Annotated in this window: 15 protein-coding genes; 11 read left to right on the top strand and 4 right to left on the bottom strand. The window is 60.8% G+C overall.

The features are described from left to right. Nucleotides 1-24 precede the first annotated feature (24 nt). From cysG to scpC, 6 genes are all read left to right on the top strand, one after another. On the top strand, nt 25-1,485 hold the full coding sequence (cysG, locus tag AC1Q80_RS06565) for a siroheme synthase CysG (RefSeq protein ID WP_492359961.1): 1,461 nt from the start codon (nt 25-27) through the stop codon (nt 1,483-1,485). A gap of 10 nt (nt 1,486-1,495) precedes the next feature. Then, complete coding sequence (locus tag AC1Q80_RS06570; protein ID WP_173419827.1) at nt 1,496-1,810, top strand: DUF2849 domain-containing protein; 315 nt, start codon at nt 1,496-1,498, stop codon at nt 1,808-1,810. A gap of 14 nt (nt 1,811-1,824) precedes the next feature. After that, on the top strand, nt 1,825-3,498 hold the full coding sequence (locus AC1Q80_RS06575) for a nitrite/sulfite reductase (RefSeq protein ID WP_492359962.1): 1,674 nt from the start codon (nt 1,825-1,827) through the stop codon (nt 3,496-3,498). Nucleotides 3,499-3,515: 17 nt separating this feature from the next. Then, on the top strand, nt 3,516-4,016 hold the full coding sequence (locus AC1Q80_RS06580; protein WP_209792911.1) for a DUF934 domain-containing protein: 501 nt from the start codon (nt 3,516-3,518) through the stop codon (nt 4,014-4,016). Between the two features lie 147 nt (nt 4,017-4,163). Further along, nucleotides 4,164-4,976: a ferredoxin--NADP reductase gene (locus AC1Q80_RS06585; RefSeq protein ID WP_173419830.1), complete on the top strand. Its 813-nt coding sequence runs from the start codon at nt 4,164-4,166 to the stop codon at nt 4,974-4,976. Nucleotides 4,977-5,255: 279 nt separating this feature from the next. Next, a complete protein-coding gene (gene scpC, locus AC1Q80_RS06590; protein ID WP_492359963.1) occupies nt 5,256-6,758 on the top strand; it encodes a succinyl-CoA:acetate CoA-transferase ScpC in 1,503 nt (500 codons plus the stop codon). A 4-nt stretch (nt 6,759-6,762) separates the two neighbouring features. On the opposite strand, the gene AC1Q80_RS06595 is transcribed toward scpC, so the two are convergent. Further along, on the bottom strand, nt 6,763-7,380 hold the full coding sequence (locus tag AC1Q80_RS06595; RefSeq protein ID WP_492359964.1) for a GntR family transcriptional regulator: 618 nt from the start codon (nt 7,378-7,380) through the stop codon (nt 6,763-6,765). A 260-nt stretch (nt 7,381-7,640) separates the two neighbouring features. Here AC1Q80_RS06595 and AC1Q80_RS06600 point away from each other — a divergent pair, with 260 nt between their 5' ends. The 5 genes from AC1Q80_RS06600 to AC1Q80_RS06620 all read left to right on the top strand — a co-directional run bounded on the left by AC1Q80_RS06600 (nt 7,641) and on the right by AC1Q80_RS06620 (nt 16,148). Continuing rightward, nucleotides 7,641-8,894, top strand: a complete 1,254-nt coding sequence (locus AC1Q80_RS06600) for a ferredoxin reductase family protein (RefSeq protein ID WP_492359965.1) — start codon at nt 7,641-7,643, stop codon at nt 8,892-8,894. Between the two features lie 39 nt (nt 8,895-8,933). After that, the gene (locus AC1Q80_RS06605; RefSeq protein WP_492359966.1) at nt 8,934-12,161 is read left to right on the top strand and encodes a c-type cytochrome; all 3,228 of its coding nucleotides are present in this window, start codon (nt 8,934-8,936) and stop codon (nt 12,159-12,161) included. Nucleotides 12,162-12,183: 22 nt separating this feature from the next. After that, nucleotides 12,184-13,074 carry an OmpA family protein gene (locus AC1Q80_RS06610; protein WP_492359967.1) on the top strand — a complete coding sequence of 297 codons (891 nt, stop codon included), beginning with the start codon at nt 12,184-12,186 and terminating at the stop codon, nt 13,072-13,074. A 3-nt stretch (nt 13,075-13,077) separates the two neighbouring features. Continuing rightward, nucleotides 13,078-14,631 (top strand): caspase family protein, encoded by a 1,554-nt coding sequence (locus AC1Q80_RS06615; RefSeq protein WP_492359968.1) that lies wholly within the window; start codon nt 13,078-13,080, stop codon nt 14,629-14,631. Between the two features lie 83 nt (nt 14,632-14,714). After that, entirely contained in the window at nt 14,715-16,148 is a 1,434-nt protein-coding gene (locus AC1Q80_RS06620) for a caspase family protein (protein WP_492359969.1), read from the top strand. Between the two features lie 78 nt (nt 16,149-16,226). On the opposite strand, the gene AC1Q80_RS06625 is transcribed toward AC1Q80_RS06620, so the two are convergent. From AC1Q80_RS06625 to AC1Q80_RS06635, 3 genes are read right to left on the bottom strand one after another with little or no spacing between them, the layout of a single operon-like run. Continuing rightward, entirely contained in the window at nt 16,227-17,003 is a 777-nt protein-coding gene (locus AC1Q80_RS06625) for an amino acid ABC transporter ATP-binding protein (RefSeq protein ID WP_077498313.1), read from the bottom strand. Between the two features lie 14 nt (nt 17,004-17,017). Further along, nucleotides 17,018-18,175, bottom strand: a complete 1,158-nt coding sequence (locus AC1Q80_RS06630; RefSeq protein ID WP_173419838.1) for an amino acid ABC transporter permease — start codon at nt 18,173-18,175, stop codon at nt 17,018-17,020. 4 nt (nt 18,176-18,179) lie between these two features. Next, on the bottom strand, nt 18,180-19,373 hold the full coding sequence (locus AC1Q80_RS06635; RefSeq protein ID WP_173419839.1) for an amino acid ABC transporter permease: 1,194 nt from the start codon (nt 19,371-19,373) through the stop codon (nt 18,180-18,182). Nucleotides 19,374-19,465: the final 92 nt, after the last annotated feature.

The following is a 19,465-nucleotide window of genomic DNA, read 5'->3' on the forward strand; positions in this document are numbered from 1 at the left end:
GTAGAAGGAACAGATTGCAAGACCATGCCGCAGCAACTCTCCGTCTTCCCCGCATTCTTTCGCGTCGCGCAAAAGCGCGTGGCGGTTTTCGGCAATGGCGACGAGGCCTTTGCCAAGGTGCGTCTGCTGCTCAACACCGAGGCCGCGATCGTCGTTTATGCCGATGCACCGGAGGCCGACTTCGCTGCATTTCTGAGCGAGCGCGCGATTGAAACCGTACGCGCCGCCTTCGCTCCAAAACAACTTGAAGGCGCGATCCTGGCGTTTGCCGCGACCGGCGATGCAGCGCAAGATCGCAGGATCGTCGTTGCCGCGCGCGAACAGAGAATTCCGGCCAACGCCGTCGATCAGCCCGATTACTGCGATTTCTTTACACCGGCGCTCGTCAATCGCGCCCCGGTCGCCGTTGCGATCGGCACCGAAGGCGCCGGCCCGGTGCTTGCGCAGATGATCCGCGCCCAGATTGATCAGATGCTGTCACCGTCGCTCGGGCTCGTGGCAACGCTCGCCGCCAGCTACCGCGAAGCTGTCGATCGGCTCGTGCCGCGCGGTGTCGCGCGTCGCCTTTTCTGGCGTCGGTTCTTTCAGGGGCCGGTGGCAGACAAGGTCGCGCTTGGCGATGTTGCCGCCGCGCGCCGCGAAGCTTCGCGCCTGCTCGACACGGCACAGGCAGCCTCCGGTCACGTCTGGCTCGTCGGCGCTGGCCCGGGCGCCGAGGATCTGCTGACGCTGAGGGCGCAGCGGGTGATGATGGAAGCCGATGCGATCGTCTACGACGCGCTGGTGCCACAGGCGATCGTCGACATGGGGCGCCGCGATGCCGAGCGCCTCTCTGTCGGCAAGCGCAAGGGGTGCCACACGAAATCACAGGACGAGATCAACCAGCTGCTGGTGAAGCTTGCAAGTGAAGGCAAGCGCGTCGTTCGCCTGAAATCTGGCGATCCGCTTGTCTACGGTCGCGCTGGCGAAGAAATGGCTGCGCTGCGCGAGGCTGATATCACCTATGAGATCGTACCGGGGATCACCTCTGCCTTTGCCGCCGCTGCCGATTTCGAGTTGCCGCTTACATTGCGCGGCGTTGCATCGTCGCTGGTCTTTACGACCGGCCATGACCTGACTGGAGAAGTGCTGCCGGACTGGGCGCGCCTGGCCGTGTCCGGCGCGACCATCGCGGTCTATATGGGGCGCACCGTCGCGGCCTCGGTTGCGGGCCGCCTGATGCAGGCGGGCTTGCCCGCGGAAACGACCGTGGCGGTGATCGAAAACGCCAGCCGCTCCGACCGCCGACTGTTGCACGGCACGCTCAAGGACCTGCCGGATCTCGAGAGCCGCACCGAACTTTCCGGGCCGGTCATGGTCATCATCGGCGACGCCGTGGCCGGCGCGAATTTCGAGCGTTCCGAGCCGCTGGTGGCCCGCAAGCGCACGGCAAAGCATAAGAAGATCGAAGCTGCCGCTGAGCGCAGCGAACAGTTTGTGAATTAAGGGAAACGTCATGGTGAACAAGGTATTGACGGCAAATCGGCTCTCGGATGGCATATCCGTCTGGCTGGATGCCTCGGGCAACTGGGTCGAGCAGCTCCAGCAGGCCTTCATTGCCCGCCATGCCGAGGCGGTCACTGCGCTCGAAGCGACCGGCAAACTCGCCTTTGACGACAACAAGGTTGTCGACGCCAACGTCGTCGACGTCGAGGAAGTCAACGGCACGCTGCGGCCGCTGCGCATGCGTGAACGCATCCGCGCCGAGGGTCCTTCGATCCCCTATGCCGCCGGATATAATGGCCTCGCCGGCCCGAACTTTGCTGCCTGAGGAACCGACAGAACATGTACCGTTACGATGAATTCGACCATGCCTTCGTTTCCTCGCGAGTCGATCAATTCCGCGATCAGGTCGAACGCCGCCTGAGCGGCGAACTGGCCGAGGATGCATTCAAGCCGCTGCGTCTGATGAACGGCGTGTACCTGCAGCTTCATGCCTACATGTTGCGCGTCGCAATCCCCTATGGCACGTTGTCGAGCCGCCAGATGCGCATGCTGGCGCACATTGCCCGCAAATATGATCGCGGATACGGCCATTTCACCACGCGTCAGAACATCCAGTATAACTGGCCGCGTCTTTCCGACACGCCGGATATCCTCGACGAACTGGCGAGCGTCGAAATGCACGCGCTTCAGACGTCGGGCAATTGCATTCGCAACGTGACGGCAGACCATTTCGCTGGTGCGGCGGCTGATGAAGTTGCAGATCCAAGGCCTTATGCCGAAATCCTCAGACAGTGGTCGAGCGTTCACCCGGAATTCTCGTTCCTGCCGCGCAAGTTCAAGATCGCCGTTACCGGTGCCGAGCGCGACCGCGCCGCAATCCAGGTGCATGACATCGGCCTGCACCTGAAGAAGGATGAGAACGGCCGCATCGGCTTTGCCGTCTATGTCGGTGGCGGTCAGGGCCGCACGCCAATGATTGCCAAGAAGATCCGCGATTTCCTGCCGGAAGAAGATCTTCTGTCCTACACGACGGCGATCATGCGCGTTTACAATCTGCATGGCCGTCGCGACAACAAGTACAAGGCGCGTATCAAGATCCTCGTCCACGAGACCGGTGCGGAAGAACTCTCCCGTCAGGTCGAGGTGGAATTCGCAGCGCTGAAGGATACGGAGCTGAAGCTTCCGGAAGCCGATATCCAGGCCATCTCCACCTATTTCGCACCTCCGGCGCTGGAGCCGCGCGCGGAAGGCTGGGAAAGCCTTGCACGCTGGAAGAAGACCGATGCGGAGTTCTCGCGCTGGGTCCACCAGAACGTTCAGCCGCACAAGCATCCTGACTACGGAATGGTCACGATCTCGCTGAAGCCGATAGGCGGCATTCCGGGCGACGCGACTGACGCACAGATGGAAGCCGTTGCCGATATTGCCGAGGAATATGCCTTCGACGAAATCCGCGTCAGCCACGAGCAGAACCTGATACTGCCGCATGTGGCGCTGCCGGATCTGGAGCCGATTTACCGGGCGCTCGTCGTTGCCGGTCTGGCGACAGCCAATGCCGGCCTGATCACCGATATCATTGCCTGTCCCGGGCTAGACTACTGCGCGCTTGCAAACGCTCGCTCCATTCCGGTCGCGCAGGAAATCTCGACCCGCTTCGGCGCGCCAGAGCGGCAGGCCGAAATCGGTGAGTTGAAGATCAAGATCTCCGGCTGCATCAACGCCTGCGGCCACCACCATGTTGGCCATATCGGCCTGCTCGGCGTTGAGAAGAAGGGTTCGGAACTCTATCAGATCACGCTTGGCGGCTCCGGCGATGAGAACACTTCGATCGGCGAAATCATCGGTCGCGGTTTCGAGCCGGAAAAGGTGACTGACGCGATCGAGACGATCGTCGATACCTATCTCGGGCTGCGCAACGACAAGTCGGAGACGTTCCTTGCGGCGTACCGTCGCGTCGGTCCGCAACCCTTCAAAGACGCGCTCTACGGCGGCAGCGCACAGGAAGCCGCTTGAGGGGCTAAGGAACGGACATGACAAAAATCTGGAAAGAAACCGGCTTTGTGAGTGATGATCCCTGGATCATCGAAAACGAGGAAACCAAGGCCGGTTCGAACGAAAAGGCGATCCTCGCTCTCGACGCGTTTCTCGCCAAGGTGGCCGAGACGGACGAGGTTGGCTTGGGGGTTGTCGTTGCTCCGGCGGATGACGTGACCAAACTGCAGCCTCATCTCGATCGCATCGCGCTGGTCGCCGTCGCATTCCCGGCTTTCAATGACGGGCGGGCATTCAGCCATGCGTCGCTGTTGCGCGCGCGGCTTGGTTTTGCCGGTGAGGTAAGGGCAGTCGGAGACGTCCTGATCGATCAGATCCCGTTGATGCTGCGTTGCGGTATCGATAGTTTCGCGGTAACCAATGGAACGGCCCTGAAGCGTCTGACGGAGGGCCGGTTGCCGGGTATCGCCAATCATTATCAGCCGACGGCGCGACCCTCTGCAGACGCCAGATCCTATAGCTGGCGGCGTGTTTCTTGAATGTTGTGCTGACCGCGACAGTGTGAAGCACGCCGAATTGCGCGAAAGCGACTATATTTGGAAGGGATTTCCTTCCCGTTGAGCGCGGCTTGGAATATCCGCTTATTGTTGATAGACAGGGTCATCATTTACAGGACTGTAGCCACGATGAATGCTCCGGCAAAAACGGAAGATTTCGCGATCCAGGCACCAGCAGGTGTCTTCGTCGAGACGGTGACGAGCGTCACTCACTATACGGATCGGCTCTTCCGCTTCCGAATGACCCGTCCTGCGGAGTTCCGCTTCCGCTCCGGCGAATTCGCGATGATTGGTTTGATGGTCGGGGACAAACCCGTCTATCGCGCCTACTCGATCGCAAGTCCGGCCTGGGACGAGGAACTCGAATTCTTCTCGATCAAGGTTCCCGATGGCCCGCTGACGTCGCATCTGCAGGCGATCAAGCCGGGCGACAAGGTGCTGATGCGCAAGAAACCGACCGGTACGCTGGTTCTGGATGCGCTTGTTCCCGGCCGCCGGCTCTACATGTTCTCGACCGGCACCGGCATTGCGCCTTTTGCCAGCCTGATCCGCGACCCCGAGACCTATGAGAAGTTCGAGGAGGTCATCCTCACGCACACCTGCCGCGACGTGGCCGAGCTGAAATACGGCTTCGATCTCGTGGACGAGATTCGCAACCACGAATTCCTGAACGAGATTGTCGGTGACAAGCTTCGCCACTATGCGACGGTGACGCGCGAGGACTACCCGTTCAAGGGCCGGGTGACCGACCTGATGGTCAACGGCAAGTTCTTCGCCGATCTCGGTCTTCCGCCGCTCGATCCGGCGATCGACCGCGGCATGATCTGCGGCTCGACGGCGATGTTGAAGGACACCAAGGAGATTCTCGAGGCGGCAGGCCTGACCGAGGGCGCCAACAACAAGCCGGCCGAGTTCGTCATCGAACGGGCTTTCGTCGGCTAACGGGCGACAAGAGACGAAACATCATCGCAACATCTTGAAGGGCGCATCACCGGATGCGCCTTTTTCGCATCTGTGCCACAGTCGCGACCGGAGGACGAGCTATGCGTTTCCGGAAGCTCCGCTCTGATCAATCAGCGTACCGGCGGCTGGCATCAGGCACTATCGTTCCCCTAGCATTTTGACATGGTGCGCGACCGTAACCAGTCGGAACGAGCGCACCAATAAAAGCGTCCGTGCCGGAGATGTTCCGGCGATGGCGGACCTTGCAGGGAGTGGCTGATGAGCCTTGAATCCAGAATTCGCCGCAAGTCGTTGCATGACCGGATCGTCACGCCTGAGGCGGCGGCGGCCCTGATCAAGGACGGCATGACGATCGGCATGAGCGGCTTTACCAAGGCTGGCGATGCGAAAGCCGTGCCGCTGGCCATGGCGCAGCGGGCGGCTAAGGAGAAGTTCCGCATCACCCTGATGACCGGAGCGTCGCTCGGGCACGACATCGACAAGATGCTGACGGAGGCGGGCGTTCTTGCGCGCCGCCTGCCGTTCCAATCCGATCCCGTGCTGCGCGCTGCCATCAATCGCGGTGAAGTCATGTTCATCGACCAGCACCTCTCTGAAACGGTCGAGCAGCTCCGCTCCGGCCAGATCAGCCCGATCGACTATGCCGTCGTCGAGGCGGTGGCGATTACCGAGGACGGTGGCATCGTGCCTTCGACGTCGGTCGGCAACTCCGCAAGCTTTGCGATCCTCGCTAGGAAAGTGATCGTCGAGCTCAATCTCAGCCACAGCCCGGAGCTCGAGGGGCTGCATGACATCTACATTCCGGCCAAGCGACCGTCGCGCACGCCGATCCCGGTCGTCGCCTGCGACAGCCGCGTCGGCTCACCCTATATCCCGATTGATCCGGACAAGATTGCAGCGATCGTCATTACCGAAAAGCAGGACAGCGCCGCGCGCATCTCGCCACCGGATGCCGAGACCATCTCGATCGCCGGGCACCTCATCGGCTTTCTTCAGGACGAAGTGCGCAAGGGTCGGCTCGACATGACGTTGAACCCATTGCAGGCCGGTATCGGCGTTATAGCGAATTCGGTCTTGAGTGGCCTCGTCGACAGCCCATTCCACGATCTGCGCATGTACAGCGAAGTGCTGCAGGACAGCACCTTCGAGCTTTTCGAGGCCGGCAAGCTGAGCTTCGCCTCGGCGGCGTCGATGACGCTCAGCAGCACCTGGGCCGATCGGGTCTTCCGCAATATCCGCGCCTACAAGGACAAGGTGATCCTGCGGCCACAGGAGGTGAGCAACCATCCGGAGATCATCCGCCGCCTCGGTGTCATAGGCATCAACACCGCGCTTGAGTTCGACATCTATGGCAACGTCAACTCGACCCATGTCGGCGGTACCGACATGATGAACGGCATCGGCGGCTCCGGTGACTTTGCCCGCAACGCCTTCCTGTCCATCTTCGTCGCCAAATCGGTTGCCAAGGGCGGCGCGATCTCGTCCGTGGTGCCGATGGTTTCCCATGTGGATCACACCGAACACGATGTCGATATTCTGGTCACCGAGCATGGGCTCGCCGATCTGCGCGGCCTTGCGCCGCGCGCGCGCGCGCCGTTGATCATCCGCAATTGTTGCCACCCGGCCTATCGCGAGTTGCTGGCGGATTATTTCAAGCGCGCAGTGGCAACACGGGCAGGGCAGACGCCGCATATCCTGGAGGAAGCCTTCGACTGGCATGTGCGCCGGCTGAAGACGGGCAGCATGCTGCCCGGTGCCTGACCGCCTACTCCTGCGCCAGGTAGGTCATCAGGGCTGACATCGCCGTCGCCGCACTCTCGGCGTCGGCAGACGCGATTGCGTCGATCACTTTGATGTGGCGCTCGACCGATCCGCGCATCCGCTCGACGGACGCTGCGGCAAACCAGATGCGCCGGGCATGCGTCTGCAGTGGCGCAAGAGCTGCCGTCAGGAACCTGTTGGGGCAGACTTCCTCCATCAGTTCGTCGAAGACCTTGTCGGCCACCAGGAAGCCTTCCATGTCGGCAGCGTCTGCGCATCGGCTCATTTCCGCGGCGCATTCCTTCATTGCGCGCCGTGCATCCGCGGTGGCGTGTTCCGCGACCAAGGCGGCTGCAAGCGGCTCCAGCTTCTGGCGAGTTTGCACCACATGCGCGCGATCGTCCGGCCCGATCGTCGTTATCTGCAGTCCGATGCGCGGACGGACTTCCATCAGTTCCTGCCAGGCAAGCTTCTGGATGGCCTCGCGCACCGGCGTGCGGCCATGGCCGGCAAGTTCGATCAGTTGTCTTTCCGTCAGCAACATGCCGGGCTCAAGCTTGAGCGTAACGATCAGCCGCTCAAGAGCGAGATAGGCGAGGTGGGCCTGGGAGTGAACTGACATGTGCATCCCACAGTTTCTGATATATCAGAGCGTGTCATGATTTCAGTTTAATGGCAAACAAACTCATGGCTGCTAATCAGGAAGGATTACACTGATCGAAGTGGTAGCCATGGAACGGTAAAAGCCTCAGATTTCAACGGCCTGAATAAATTTGGCTTGCCGCGCGTTCGAGGGTTGAATGGTGTTGACGAAGAGGAAGCTGCTTGTCAGTCTTCTCTAAAAAGAGCGTCAGACATCGGCGTTGAGGGGCTTGGCTAAAGGTGGGTGCGTTTCTGGTCTGGTCGCTGATTGTTTTTGCGGGGCTGCTTGCCGTCCCGGCAGTCAGCCATACGAACGCGCAGACGACGTTCTCGCTGATGGCCTCCTCGATGGCTTTCGTCGGTATGGGCATCGCGCAGTTCATGGCGGCACGCCCGCCGGTCATCGAGCCGTTGTTCGGCGGGCTTGACCGCATTTATCACCTTCACCGCAAGATCGGCATCAGTGTGCTGGTGCTTATCCTTGTCCACTATTTCCTGACGCCAGATTTCAAGGGGCTGTCATTCACCAGTGGACTGAACCAGCTTGCCGCCTCCGCCGGGAAGTATGCGTTCTATGGGCTTGTCATTCTGCTTGTTCTCAGCCTCGTCAAAATCATCCCAAAGACGAAGATCAAGATTCCCTACCACCTCTGGCGCTATACCCATCGCTTCATCGGCCTGCTGTTCGTCCTTGTCGCGTTCCACCAGATGTTCATCAAGCGTCCCTATGACAGCACCGCTCTGCTTGCGGTGTATCTCAATGTGTTCGCAGCACTCGGGATCCTGAGTTATGCCTATACGCAGCTTCTGCCTTGGCTGAGGACCCGTCGATACGACGTTTCCGAGGTGGTGAGGCACGATGGAGCGACGATCATTTCGGCGCGGCCAAAAGGTCGGGCGCTGCGGGCCAAACCCGGGCAGTTCGGTTTCCTGCGTGTGTTGAAGACTGGCCTGCGCGAGCCGCATCCCTTCACCATTGCCGGCATCGATGGCGACGGCACGGTGTGCTTCGCCATCAAGCCGCTCGGTGATTATACGCAGGCCCTGCGGGATAGCGTTGCCGTTGGCGACCGGCTAAAGCTCGAAGGCGGATACGGTCATTTCAATCATCGACGCGGCGCCAGGAAGCAGATCTGGCTTGCCGGAGGCATCGGGGTCACGCCGTTTCTCGCCATGGCCCGCCATCTGACCGGCGCCGAGGAGCAGGACATCCATATGGTCTATTGCGTGCGCGACCGAAAGGAAGCGATCGGCCTTGAAACCTTCGAGGCGCAGGCGGAAAAGCTCGGCAACTTCAGTTTCGTGCTGCACGATTCGGCCGCGGACGGGCGGCTCGATGCGGCCAAACTGGCGGCGGGCAGTCTCATCGATCCGGGCGAGGCCGACCTTTGGTTCTGCGGTCCGGCACCGCTGCGGGAGGCGATCGTCAAGGGCTTGAAAGAGCTTGGAAAGAAGCCGCTCCGCGTGGAGTTCGAACAGTTCCAGTTTCGATAGCAGTTTCATTGAAGATTTTTCGATTGAGGGAGTACGGCCATGCGCGATCTGCGTGAAATGCGAGCAAGCGTCTCGTCAAGTGCCGGCATCCGCAAGAGGAACGGATTGCTAGTGATTGCCGGTCTGCTCGCCGCCACGCTCTGTCCCGGCGCCGCATCGGCGCGCGACGCTTTTGCCGAGGACGCCTTCTCGACCTACAAGTCGAATGTCGAGAACGGCAAATACATGTTCAACGCAGCCGGCTGCGGCGCCTGCCACGGATCGGGCGATGAAACCTTGCTTTTGTCCGGCGGCATGGAGATGAACACGGCGATCGGAACCTTCTATGCGCCGAACATCTCGCAACATTCCAACGGTATCGGCGGCTGGAGCAATGCTCAGTTTCTCAACGCGGTGATGGTCGGGCTCGACCGCGACGGCAACAATCTCTATCCGGTCATGCCCTATACGTCCTATGGCGGGATGAAGCCGGAGGACGTGCTTGATATCAAAGCCTATGTGGAGACCTTGCCGCCGTCGGATGCGGCCTCCAAGGAACATGAGATCGCTTTTCCCTTTAGTCGACAAACGACCATAACCCTATGGAAACGCAGCAACTTCAACGTTACGGCTTATCAGTCGCGCGAAGAGACGCAGATGGAGCGCGGGCGCTATCTCGTTGAAAATGTCGGCGGCTGCGGCGACTGTCATACGCCGCGCACGACTACCTACGGGCTCGATCTGGAACGCGCCTATCAGGGCGAGAAGGGGCTGACGGGTGCGGTCGCGCCCGATATCGGCAAGGCGAAGATGGCGGGTCTGGCCGCGCCCGAAGTCTTTACCACGGGCCTGATCGGCGAAGGCAAGAAGCTGTCCGGCGCACCGATCAGCGATCCCGTCATGCGGCGCATCGCCAAGGGACTTTCGGCGCTCAGCGACGATGATCGTCGCGCGATCTACGCGTTCCTGTCCGATCGCGAGGTCAAGGCGCCGTCGCCGGTGGCGCAATCTGTCACGGCAGTTTGCAAGGAGACCACCGCCTCGACAGCATTCTCTGGCGACAATGCGGCACTCGCCCAACAGGCGGATGCATTCATTGGCAAGTATTGCCGCAACTGCCATGGACCGGGCGAGAGTTCGCAGGGCAGCTACCCCGCAGGCGAACTGACGTCGATCGCCGCCGATGCCAATTTCGTCACGCCGGGCAATGCCGCGAAATCACGCCTCTTCACCTCGGTCACGAGCGGCCGCATGCCGCTTGGCAAGCGACCAACGGATGGAGAGGTCAAGGTGCTCGAAGACTGGATCAATTCGCTCAGTGAAAAGAACCTGCCGCAGACGGCGGCCGCCAAGCCGGATCGATCGCGCCCGATGCTGTCCTACGACCAGTTCGTCGAAGCGGCACTCAAGGATATCTCCAAGGTCAGCGCACTCGATCGTCAGAACGTGCGCTACTTCTCTTACCGCGACCAATATAACGGCATGATGGGTTGCGAAGACGACGCCACGTTCATGAAGCGCATGGATGTGCTGGCGGGTGGCTTCAAGAAGTTGCTGAACTCCTTGTCCTATGGTCCGAAGCTGGTGGTGCCGGCGGAGGTGGACGGCACCAATGGCCTGCTCGTGCGGGTCGATCTGCGAGACTTGCAGTGGGATGCCGCCGACTATGATTTCCTGGTCAAGCGCTACTTCTATGGCGTCGATCCGAAGAGCGATGCCTCGCTTCAGGCGCTGTCCACCGAGACGCAGACGCAACTGCCGATCATGCGCATCGACTGGTTCATGAGCAATGGCGCCCGGCCGGAGATTTACAACAGGCTGATGAAGTTGCCGACGCATATCCGAGAACTGGAAACGCGCTTCAAGATCGATGTGGACGACAACATCAGGCGGCGCAATGTTATGCGGGCCGGATTTGCGGATGGCTCCTCTGGTGTTTCGGACCACAACCGCATGCTTGAGCGGCACGATATGCCGTTTGGCGGATACTATTGGAAATCCTACGATTTCGCTGGTGATCTCGGCAAACAGGTGCTGAAGCGCTTCCCGCATGGGCCCAAGGAACTGGGCACGCTCGATGCCGGTCTGGTGCCGTTTGAGCACGATGGCGGGGAAATGATCTTTTCGCTGCCCAACGGCTTGCAGGGCTATTACCTGTCGACCGCGGCAGGAAAACAGCTCGATGTCGGGCCCACCACCATCGTTTCGTTCCGCGAGCGGCCGATAGGCAAGGGGGTCGAGATCGTCAATGCCCGCTCCTGCTTCGATTGTCATGCCGATGGCATTCTGTCGAAGCGTGATCAGTTGCGCGACCACATCGCCACGTCGACGCTGTTCAGCAAGGACCAGCAGGATGTGCTGCTGGCGATGTATGTGAAGCAGGAGGAGCTGGACGAGGCCTATCGCAAGGATCGCGAGCGCTTCGTCGGGGCTCTGCAGAAATTGGAAGTAACCGAACCGACACCGGACGGCGGACTGCAGAGCAAGCACGCGCCCGGCGACGCGGAGATCGTCACCTATTTCGCCGACAAGTATGAAGACGAACTCGACTTCGACGGTCTGGCGGCTGAATTCGACATGACGCCGCAGCAGTTTTCCGAAGCGGTCAAGCGCGTGACGGATGTGAATGTGCTGCGCCTCGGGCTGGATTGGGTCACGACGCTGGAGGCCGGCGGAACCGTTCCGCGCAACGAGGTCGAGCAGCAATATGCCCTGTTGCTGGAGCCGCTCACCCAGCGTCGCGCCCTCGATACCGGCTTGATCGTGGTCGCCGGCGATGGACTGCAGCCGGAGGCAATGCCGCAGTCCGTGGCCGCGGCGGTTCCGGACTACCGCAAACAGGAGACGACAGACGGCAGCAAGCTGGAACTCGCGTTGAAGGTGCCGACGACGACGGCCAAGGTCGGCGACCAACTGTCGTTCGAGCTCAGCGCCAATCAGGCCTGCGAATTGCAGATCCTCTATGTCGAGGAAAACGGCAATGTCGAAGTCATCCCGGACGAGATGATAGGCAACACGACGCTGCAGCCCGGCGAACGCAGACTGATCCCGCAGCCTGGGACCGGTACGCTGACCTTCGACACGGCAGCGCCCGCCGAAACCATGCTTGCCTTCTGTCGGGTTGGTGGCCTGGCGGAGCAGAAGCTCACATTGGAGAAAGCACGCCAATACGTTGCCCAATCGAAGTTGCCGCCGACCCGCGGGCTGGCGGTCAACCTCGCCAAGAAGGCGCGGGCGGACAACGGTGCGAGCAGCGTGCAGATGGTAACTTTCGAGATAAAGGAATAGCGCTAAAGCAATGGGAAAGCTGATGAAAAGGTTGATCGTCGCTTCCGCAGTGTTGTTGCCGCTCGCCAACCCGGCCAGCGCCTGTGACGCGTTGGTCGAAGCCTCTGAAGCCCTCAACAGGGGCGACGAGGCGGGGGCGCGATCGGCTGCCGCGCTGGAAAGCACGAAAGCTTGTTCTGATACGGAGGCAGCGCTTACCCGGCGCGTGGCGGCGCTTGCGACTTTCAACCGCATCGCAAACGCGGTCGGCGGTGGCGCCTCCCTTGAGACGTTCCAAGGCGAGCTTGAAGCGGTGCGCAACGATGTCGGTGGACCATGGCAGATCCTCGATGCGCTTGGCGATATCGACCGGTCGCGAAAGAAATACGAGAGTGCAGCGACCTATTACCAGCAGGCGTTGGAGGATGCGGCCAATGAGCAACTGACCCCGGAGTGGATGGCGCCGGACAACGCCTACATTCTGCGCCTCGATCGGCTTGCCTCCGAGATGCGGCTTGCGGCAGCCAGGCCGGTGAAGCTCGCGATGCGCGGCGCCTGCAAATTTTCCTATCGCGGCGTATCGATCCGGAAGAAGGCGACGCCGGTTCGCTATGTCTTCGGGACTGCCGAGTTCACACCTGAAGGGCTGCAGTCAGCAAAGGATCTGTTCGAGTGCCTCAAATCGGCAAAACCCGCGTCGATCACCCTGATTGGCCACACGGATCCGGTGGGCAGCACAGAGGCGAACAAGACGTTGTCGTTGGCGCGTGCCGAAGCTCTCGCGCGCTATCTCGTGGACGCTGGGTACAAGGGCACCTGGACCACGGTCGGCAAGGGTGAGGAAGAGCCGTTCAAGCCGGATGACCCGAGCGCCTATGACGAAGCGATGTTGCATCAATTGGATCGCCGCGTTGAAGTTGATGTGGAGAAATAGACGGTGCTGCGCGAAGCTCTGATTTCGAGCGTGATCTTTGGGCTATCGGCGCTGCCCGCCATGGCCGCCACGTCAGCGCTTGTTGTCGGCGTCGATACCTATCCACATGAAGTGAGCCTCGACGGCGCCGTCAAGGACGCACGTGACGTGGCGCAGGCGTTGAAGGCGGCAGATGTCGGCCCTATCCTCGAATTCATCAACGAGCAGGCGACCAAGGACGCGATCCGCACCGCCTGGCTGGAGCTTGTCGAGGCCGCAACAACCGGCGACACGATCGTCTTCACCTATGCCGGGCATGGCGCTCAGATGCCGGAGCTTGTTGCCGGCAGCGAGCCGGATGGGCTGGACGAGTTTTTGGAGCTTCCGGGCTTCGATCGCAGCCGGGCTGCGGAGACGGCAAGGGAGGTCATCGTCGATAACGAGCTCAATGCCTGGTTCGCCGAAGCAGAGGCCAAGGGCGTTCAGGTGTTGTTCGTTTCCGACAGTTGCTACTCGGGCGGCATGAACCGGTCGATCTCCGGCAAGACGCGGCTTGCGCCGACGGTGCGGGCGCAGTTGCCGCCGCCGTCGCAAGAGGCGGTTTCCGGCGCGGCGGTCAAGGACGAGGATCTGGCGCAGGTGACGATCCTTGCCGCATCGCTTGAGAGCCAGCCAACGCCGGAGGTTGTGATCGAAGGTGAGCCAAGGGGCGCGCTCAGCTGGAGTTTCGCCCGTGCGCTTGAGGGGGCAGCCGATCGTGATGGCGATGGCCTGATCTCAAGGGTCGAGCTTGAGGACTACGTCTTTTCTAACGTCAAGCTCCAGTCCGAGGCGCTGCAGGTGCCGAACTTTACGCCGCAGGTTCCGCGATCAGATAGGGAAATCGTCCTGTCCCTGCCCAGAAGCGCGACGCTGGCAATAGGCAACAGTGCTGCCGCGACCGGCCGGTCGGCAAAGCTGAAACCGGCCCGGGACATGGGGTGGACGGGCAAGCTGGCGCTCAGCGTCGACGGCGTGGCGCCGACGCTTGAGAATATCGGTGGCAGCGGCGTCCCCTATCGATGGGATGCTACCAGCGGCACATTCTACACGCCAAACGGCGATGTTGCCGGCGAACACGTTGCCCCCGATATGGTGCAGGGGGTGGTGGACAAATTCATCGTCCTCGATTTCCTGAAGGCTCTCGCCGCGCAGAACCCCGGCAAAGTCTCGCTGACGCCGGCCAAGGACATCTATTCATCAGGGGATCGCCTGAACTTCGATGCGCCGCAATCCGGATACGCGAACATGTTGGTCGTCAATCTCGCCAATACCGGGGAAGTCCAGCTTCTCGACGCCCAGATAGCAGGCTCCGGCAGCCATGTATTCAAGCTGACGGACCTGGAAGTGGTGAAACCCTTCGGCGCCGATCATCTGGTGGTCATCTCGACGAATGCTTCGATCGACGCGGTCGCTGCTGCCCTCGCGGGCCCCGGCGTCGATGCATCGAGGTTTTTGCGTCTCCTGGAAGAACGGCTTGATGGAACCGACAGTGCCGTCGCGATCCAGCCGCTCTATACGCGGGAGCGCGGGCAATGAGCGTCGACATCAGAGCCTGGTCATTGCTGTTGCCGTTTGTAAGCTTGGGGATGTGTTCGCCTTCATTGGCTGCGGACCGGGCCTTGCTGATCGGGATCGGAAGCTACCAGAACCTGCAGCCAAAGCTGTTTCTACACGGGCCGAAAAATGACCTTGTTGCCATGGAGGGGTTACTGACCGGCACTCTCGGCTTCGATCGTTCTGCCATTCACGTCCTGAAGGACGAGCAGGCGACGCGCGCGACCATCCTGTCGTCGATCGAGGAGTGGTTGGTCGCGGGCACGCAGCCCGGCGACCGAGCCTATCTCTATTATTCAGGTCATGGTCTCCAGGTCGCCGATATCGATGGCGACGAGGAGGATGGTTTGGATGAGGCGCTGGCGCCGTTCGATGTGGTCGCCGGGATCAAGGATTGGGACGGTGCCGTCACCGATGACGAGCTCGATGCCATCCTCGACCGTTTGAAGGGCAGGGCGGTGACCCTGGTGATCGACGCCGGTTACTCAAGCACGATTTCGCGGTCGCTGTCGGGCGAGGTATCCGCTGGCATCGACGGCGCCCGTTTCCTGGCGCGGTCGGAGGCGAAGCCGGTGGAGCAGGCGCTGACACGTGGGCTTCGCATCGACCTTGGTGTCGTCGACAAGCCCAGCCGCGTCAAAGAGAGCGGTATCGTCGCCTGGAGTGCAAGCGCACCCTATCAGGTGGCATGGGACGATGTGAGGCTGCCGATCGAAGGCCGCCACGGCGTTTTCACGGAGGCCTATGTCGCTGGACAGACGGGGGCGGCGGCGGACGCCAACGCCAACGGGCTGACCAGCAACGCCGAACTTTTCGAATATGTCACCGCGCAATCTGCTGCTTACTGCGCATCGCAGGAGAAATGCGAGACCCTCGACCCGCAACTTGAGACGAAGGCGCTGAACCTCGGCGCCAGTGCAGTCGTTCCTGTTCAGGCAGGGACTGAAGTGACGGCACGGTATCAGCCCGTTGCCGGCGACGGTGCCGCCCCGGCAAGTTATCAGGATGCAGATGCAGTCGATGCGGTCGGCGATATCGTCGGCAAGGCCGATGCTGGCGACGTGCGTATCAGCATCAACCGGCCAACGACGATGAAAGCCGGTGACGTGTTCAAGTTGACGGTCGCAAGCAAAGCTGCCGGAAGCCTCATCCTCATCGACGTCAATGCGAACGGCACTGCAACCCAGATCTTTCCCAACGAGTTCGCGCAGAAGATTACGCCGCTCGCCGCCGACGTTCCGTTGACATTACCGGACGAGTATTACGGCTTCGACTTCGAAGCCTCGGGAGAAGGCGGCAGCGCCTTTGTTGCCCTCGTGATCAGCGATGCCGTCGATCTGGCAGACGTTGCGCCGAAAACCAGCGGACTGAAGGTCGAGCTCAGTGCGCGAGAAACGCTTAGCGAAATTGTCTCGCGGCTGCAGCAGGCCTGGACTGATGACCTGGAGAAACGTGGTATCCGCTGGTCGATCGGCATTTTGCGCTATCACGTGGAGTGATCGCCGTCACGACGGATCGGATCGCAAGAAAAAGCCCGCCGAAAAGGCGGGCTTTCTGTTTGAAATCTTTCGCAATCCCTAGTGCAGGATCTGGCTGAGGAAGAGCTTGGTCCGCTCGTGCTGCGGATTGTCGAAGAACTCGGCGGGCGAGTTCTGTTCGACGATCTGGCCCTGGTCCATGAAGATCACGCGGTTGGCGACCTGGCGCGCAAAACCCATTTCGTGGGTCACGCACAGCATGGTCATGCCTTCTTCGGCGAGGCCCACCATCGTGTCGAGCACTTCCTTGACCATTTCTGGGTCGAGCGCCGAGGTCGGTTCATCGAACAGCAGGATCTTCGGCTTCATGCACAGCGAACGCGCAATCGCCACGCGCTGCTGCTGGCCGCCCGAAAGCTGACCAGGATACTTGTGGGCCTGCTCAGGGATCTTGACGCGCTTCAGGAAGTGCATCGCGATTTCTTCTGCCTGCTTCTTCGGCATCTTGCGGACCCAGATCGGTGCAAGCGTGCAGTTTTCCAGAATCGTCAGGTGCGGAAACAGATTGAAGTGCTGGAACACCATGCCGACTTCGCGGCGCACTTCATCGATCTTCTTCAGATCGTTGGTGAGCTCGATGCCGTCTACTACGATCTTGCCCTTCTGGTGTTCTTCCAGCCGGTTGATGCAGCGGATCATCGTCGATTTACCGGAGCCCGATGGGCCGGCAATGACGATACGCTCGCCCTTCATCACCTTCAGGTTGATGTCACGGAGAACATGGAAGTCTCCGTACCATTTGTTCATTCCGCTGATTTCGACCGCAACGTCAGTCGCGGATACGGTCATCTTGGAAACAGTGGCTGCATTGGCCATGCGATCTCCCCCTCTTATCGTTTATGGCTCGTGTCGAGCACGCGTTCCATGAAGCCTGAATAGCGCGACATACCGAAGCAGAAAAGCCAGAATATGAAGCCAGCGAAAATTAGCCCTGAGATCGGCGTCACCGCCGAGGCCCAGTTGGCATCCGAGAAGTTCAACCGGACGATACCAAGAAGATCGAACATCCCGATGATCGAGACCAGCGAGGTGTCCTTGAACAGCCCGATGAAGGTGTTGACGATGCCGGGGATAACGAGTTTCAGCGCCTGCGGCAGCACGATGAGGTTCATCTTCTGCCAGTAGCTGAGGCCGAGCGAATCGGCGCCCTCATACTGCCCCTTGCCGATCGCCTGCAGACCGCCGCGCACCACCTCGGCCATGTAGGCGGAGGCGAAGAACGACACGCCGATCAGCGCCCGCAGGAACTTGTCGAAAGTCACCCCCTGCGGCAGGAACAGCGGCAACATCACGCTCGCCATGAACAGAACGGTGATAAGCGGGATGCCACGCACGACTTCGATGAAGAATGTGCAGAGCATCTTGATCACCGGCATTGTCGATCGCCGGCCGAGCGCAAGCAGGATGCCGAGCGGCAACGAGACAGCGATGCCGACGAAGGACAGCACCAGCGTCACCATCAGGCCGCCCCACAGCGGCGTCTCGACGAACGGCAGTCCGAACCACCCGCCTGGCAGAAGGATGAGCGCCAGGATAGGCAGAACGGCGAGAAGCAGGATCGCGTTGATGTTCTTGTAGGGAACCTTCGGGATCAGCATCGGGGTCAGGAACAGGACGAACAGGATGCCGACAAGTGCGGGGCGCCAGCGCTCCTCGATCGGGTAACGCCCGAAGAGGAACTGGTCGAACTTGGCGTTGACGAAAGCCCAGCAGGCGCCGCTCCAGCCATCCGGCTGCGAGCCACCCTGCGCGACGGTCGCACACACACCACGTCCGCCGCCGGTCCAGGCGGCATCGATGAACAGCCATTGCACGGCCGGCGGGACGAGCCAGGCGAGCACAAGCAGGCTTATGATCGTCAGAGCCGTATCTTTCGGCGTCGCAAAGAGGTTCTTGCGAAGCCAGTAGGCAAGGCCGCCCGTCTGTATGGGCGCCGGTGCAGCCTCGATCATCGAGGCGCGGACAAAATTTCCCTGGTGTGAGTTCATGATCTTATCTCTCCACCAGGGCCATTCGGGCATTGAACCAGTTCATCAGCAACGACGTCGTCAGGCTCAGCGACAGGTAGACGATGATCCAGATCGATACGACTTCGATCGCCTGACCGGTCTGATTGAGGATCGTCCCGCCGACGGCAACCAGGTCGGCGTAGCCGATGGCAATCGCCAGTGACGAGTTCTTGGTCAGGTTGAGATACTGGCTGGTGAGCGGCGGAATGATGATCCGCATCGCCTGGGGTACGACGACAAGGCGGGTGGTGAGGCCGGGCCGGACGCCCAGTGCATGGGCAGCCTCGGTCTGTCCCTTCGAGACGCCACGGATACCGGCCCGAACGATTTCGGCGATAAAGGCGGCGGTGTAGAAGGAAAGCGCCAGGAACAGCGACAGGAACTCCGGTCCGATGACCGAGCCGCCGGTGAGGTTGAACTTGCCGGCTACCGGGACATCGAAGGTAATCGGCGAGCCGGTTGCCAGGAAGGCGAGGAGTGGCAACCCGATGACGAGGCCAAGCACGGTCCAGAGCAACGGGAAGCGCTGTCCGGTTGCTTCCTGCTTGATGCGGGCATGGTGGGCGACGAGGAAGCTCGCGATCACGGCGATCACGAAGGCATATAAGACATATTGCGAGCCGTCGCCGAAGACCGGCTTCGGAAAGGCGATGCCGCGGTTGTTGAGGAAGATGTTGAGGGGCAGCGCGGCCGATTCGCGCGGTTGCGGAAGCACGGCCAGAACGCCGCTGTACCAGAAGAAGATGACCAGCAGCGGCGGGATGTTGCGGAACACTTCGACATAGGCGAGCGACAGTTTCGCGATCAGCCAATTGTGCGAGAGCCGCCCGATGCCGACGATGAAGCCGATGATGGTTGCGGTGATGATGCCGGTTATCGCCACGAGCAGCGTATTGAAGAAGCCGACGACCAGCGCGCGCCCGTAAGTGGAGTCACTCGTATAGGCGATCAAGGACTGCCCGACATCGAAGCCGGCGCGCCCGTTGAGGAAGCCGTAGCCGGACGCGATGTTGGCACGCTTGAGGTTCTCGATCGTGTTGTCCGCTATCCAATAGACGACGGCAACGAGAATAATGACGGTTATGACCTGGTAAAATATTCCGCGCACCTGCGGGTCGTTGATGATCGAACCGGAAGGTTTGCTTTTCTCAGGCGTAGTTGTGACGCCAATCGCCATGCAATGCCTCTTTCCCCTTGTCACCCTTTTGGGTGTTTTTATCGTTGGGATGGGGAAGCGGCGTGCCGCTCCCCCTTTCGTGTCGGGCCGTA

It is taken from the genome of Ensifer sp. GW823-FHT05D09 (assembly GCF_058795755.1).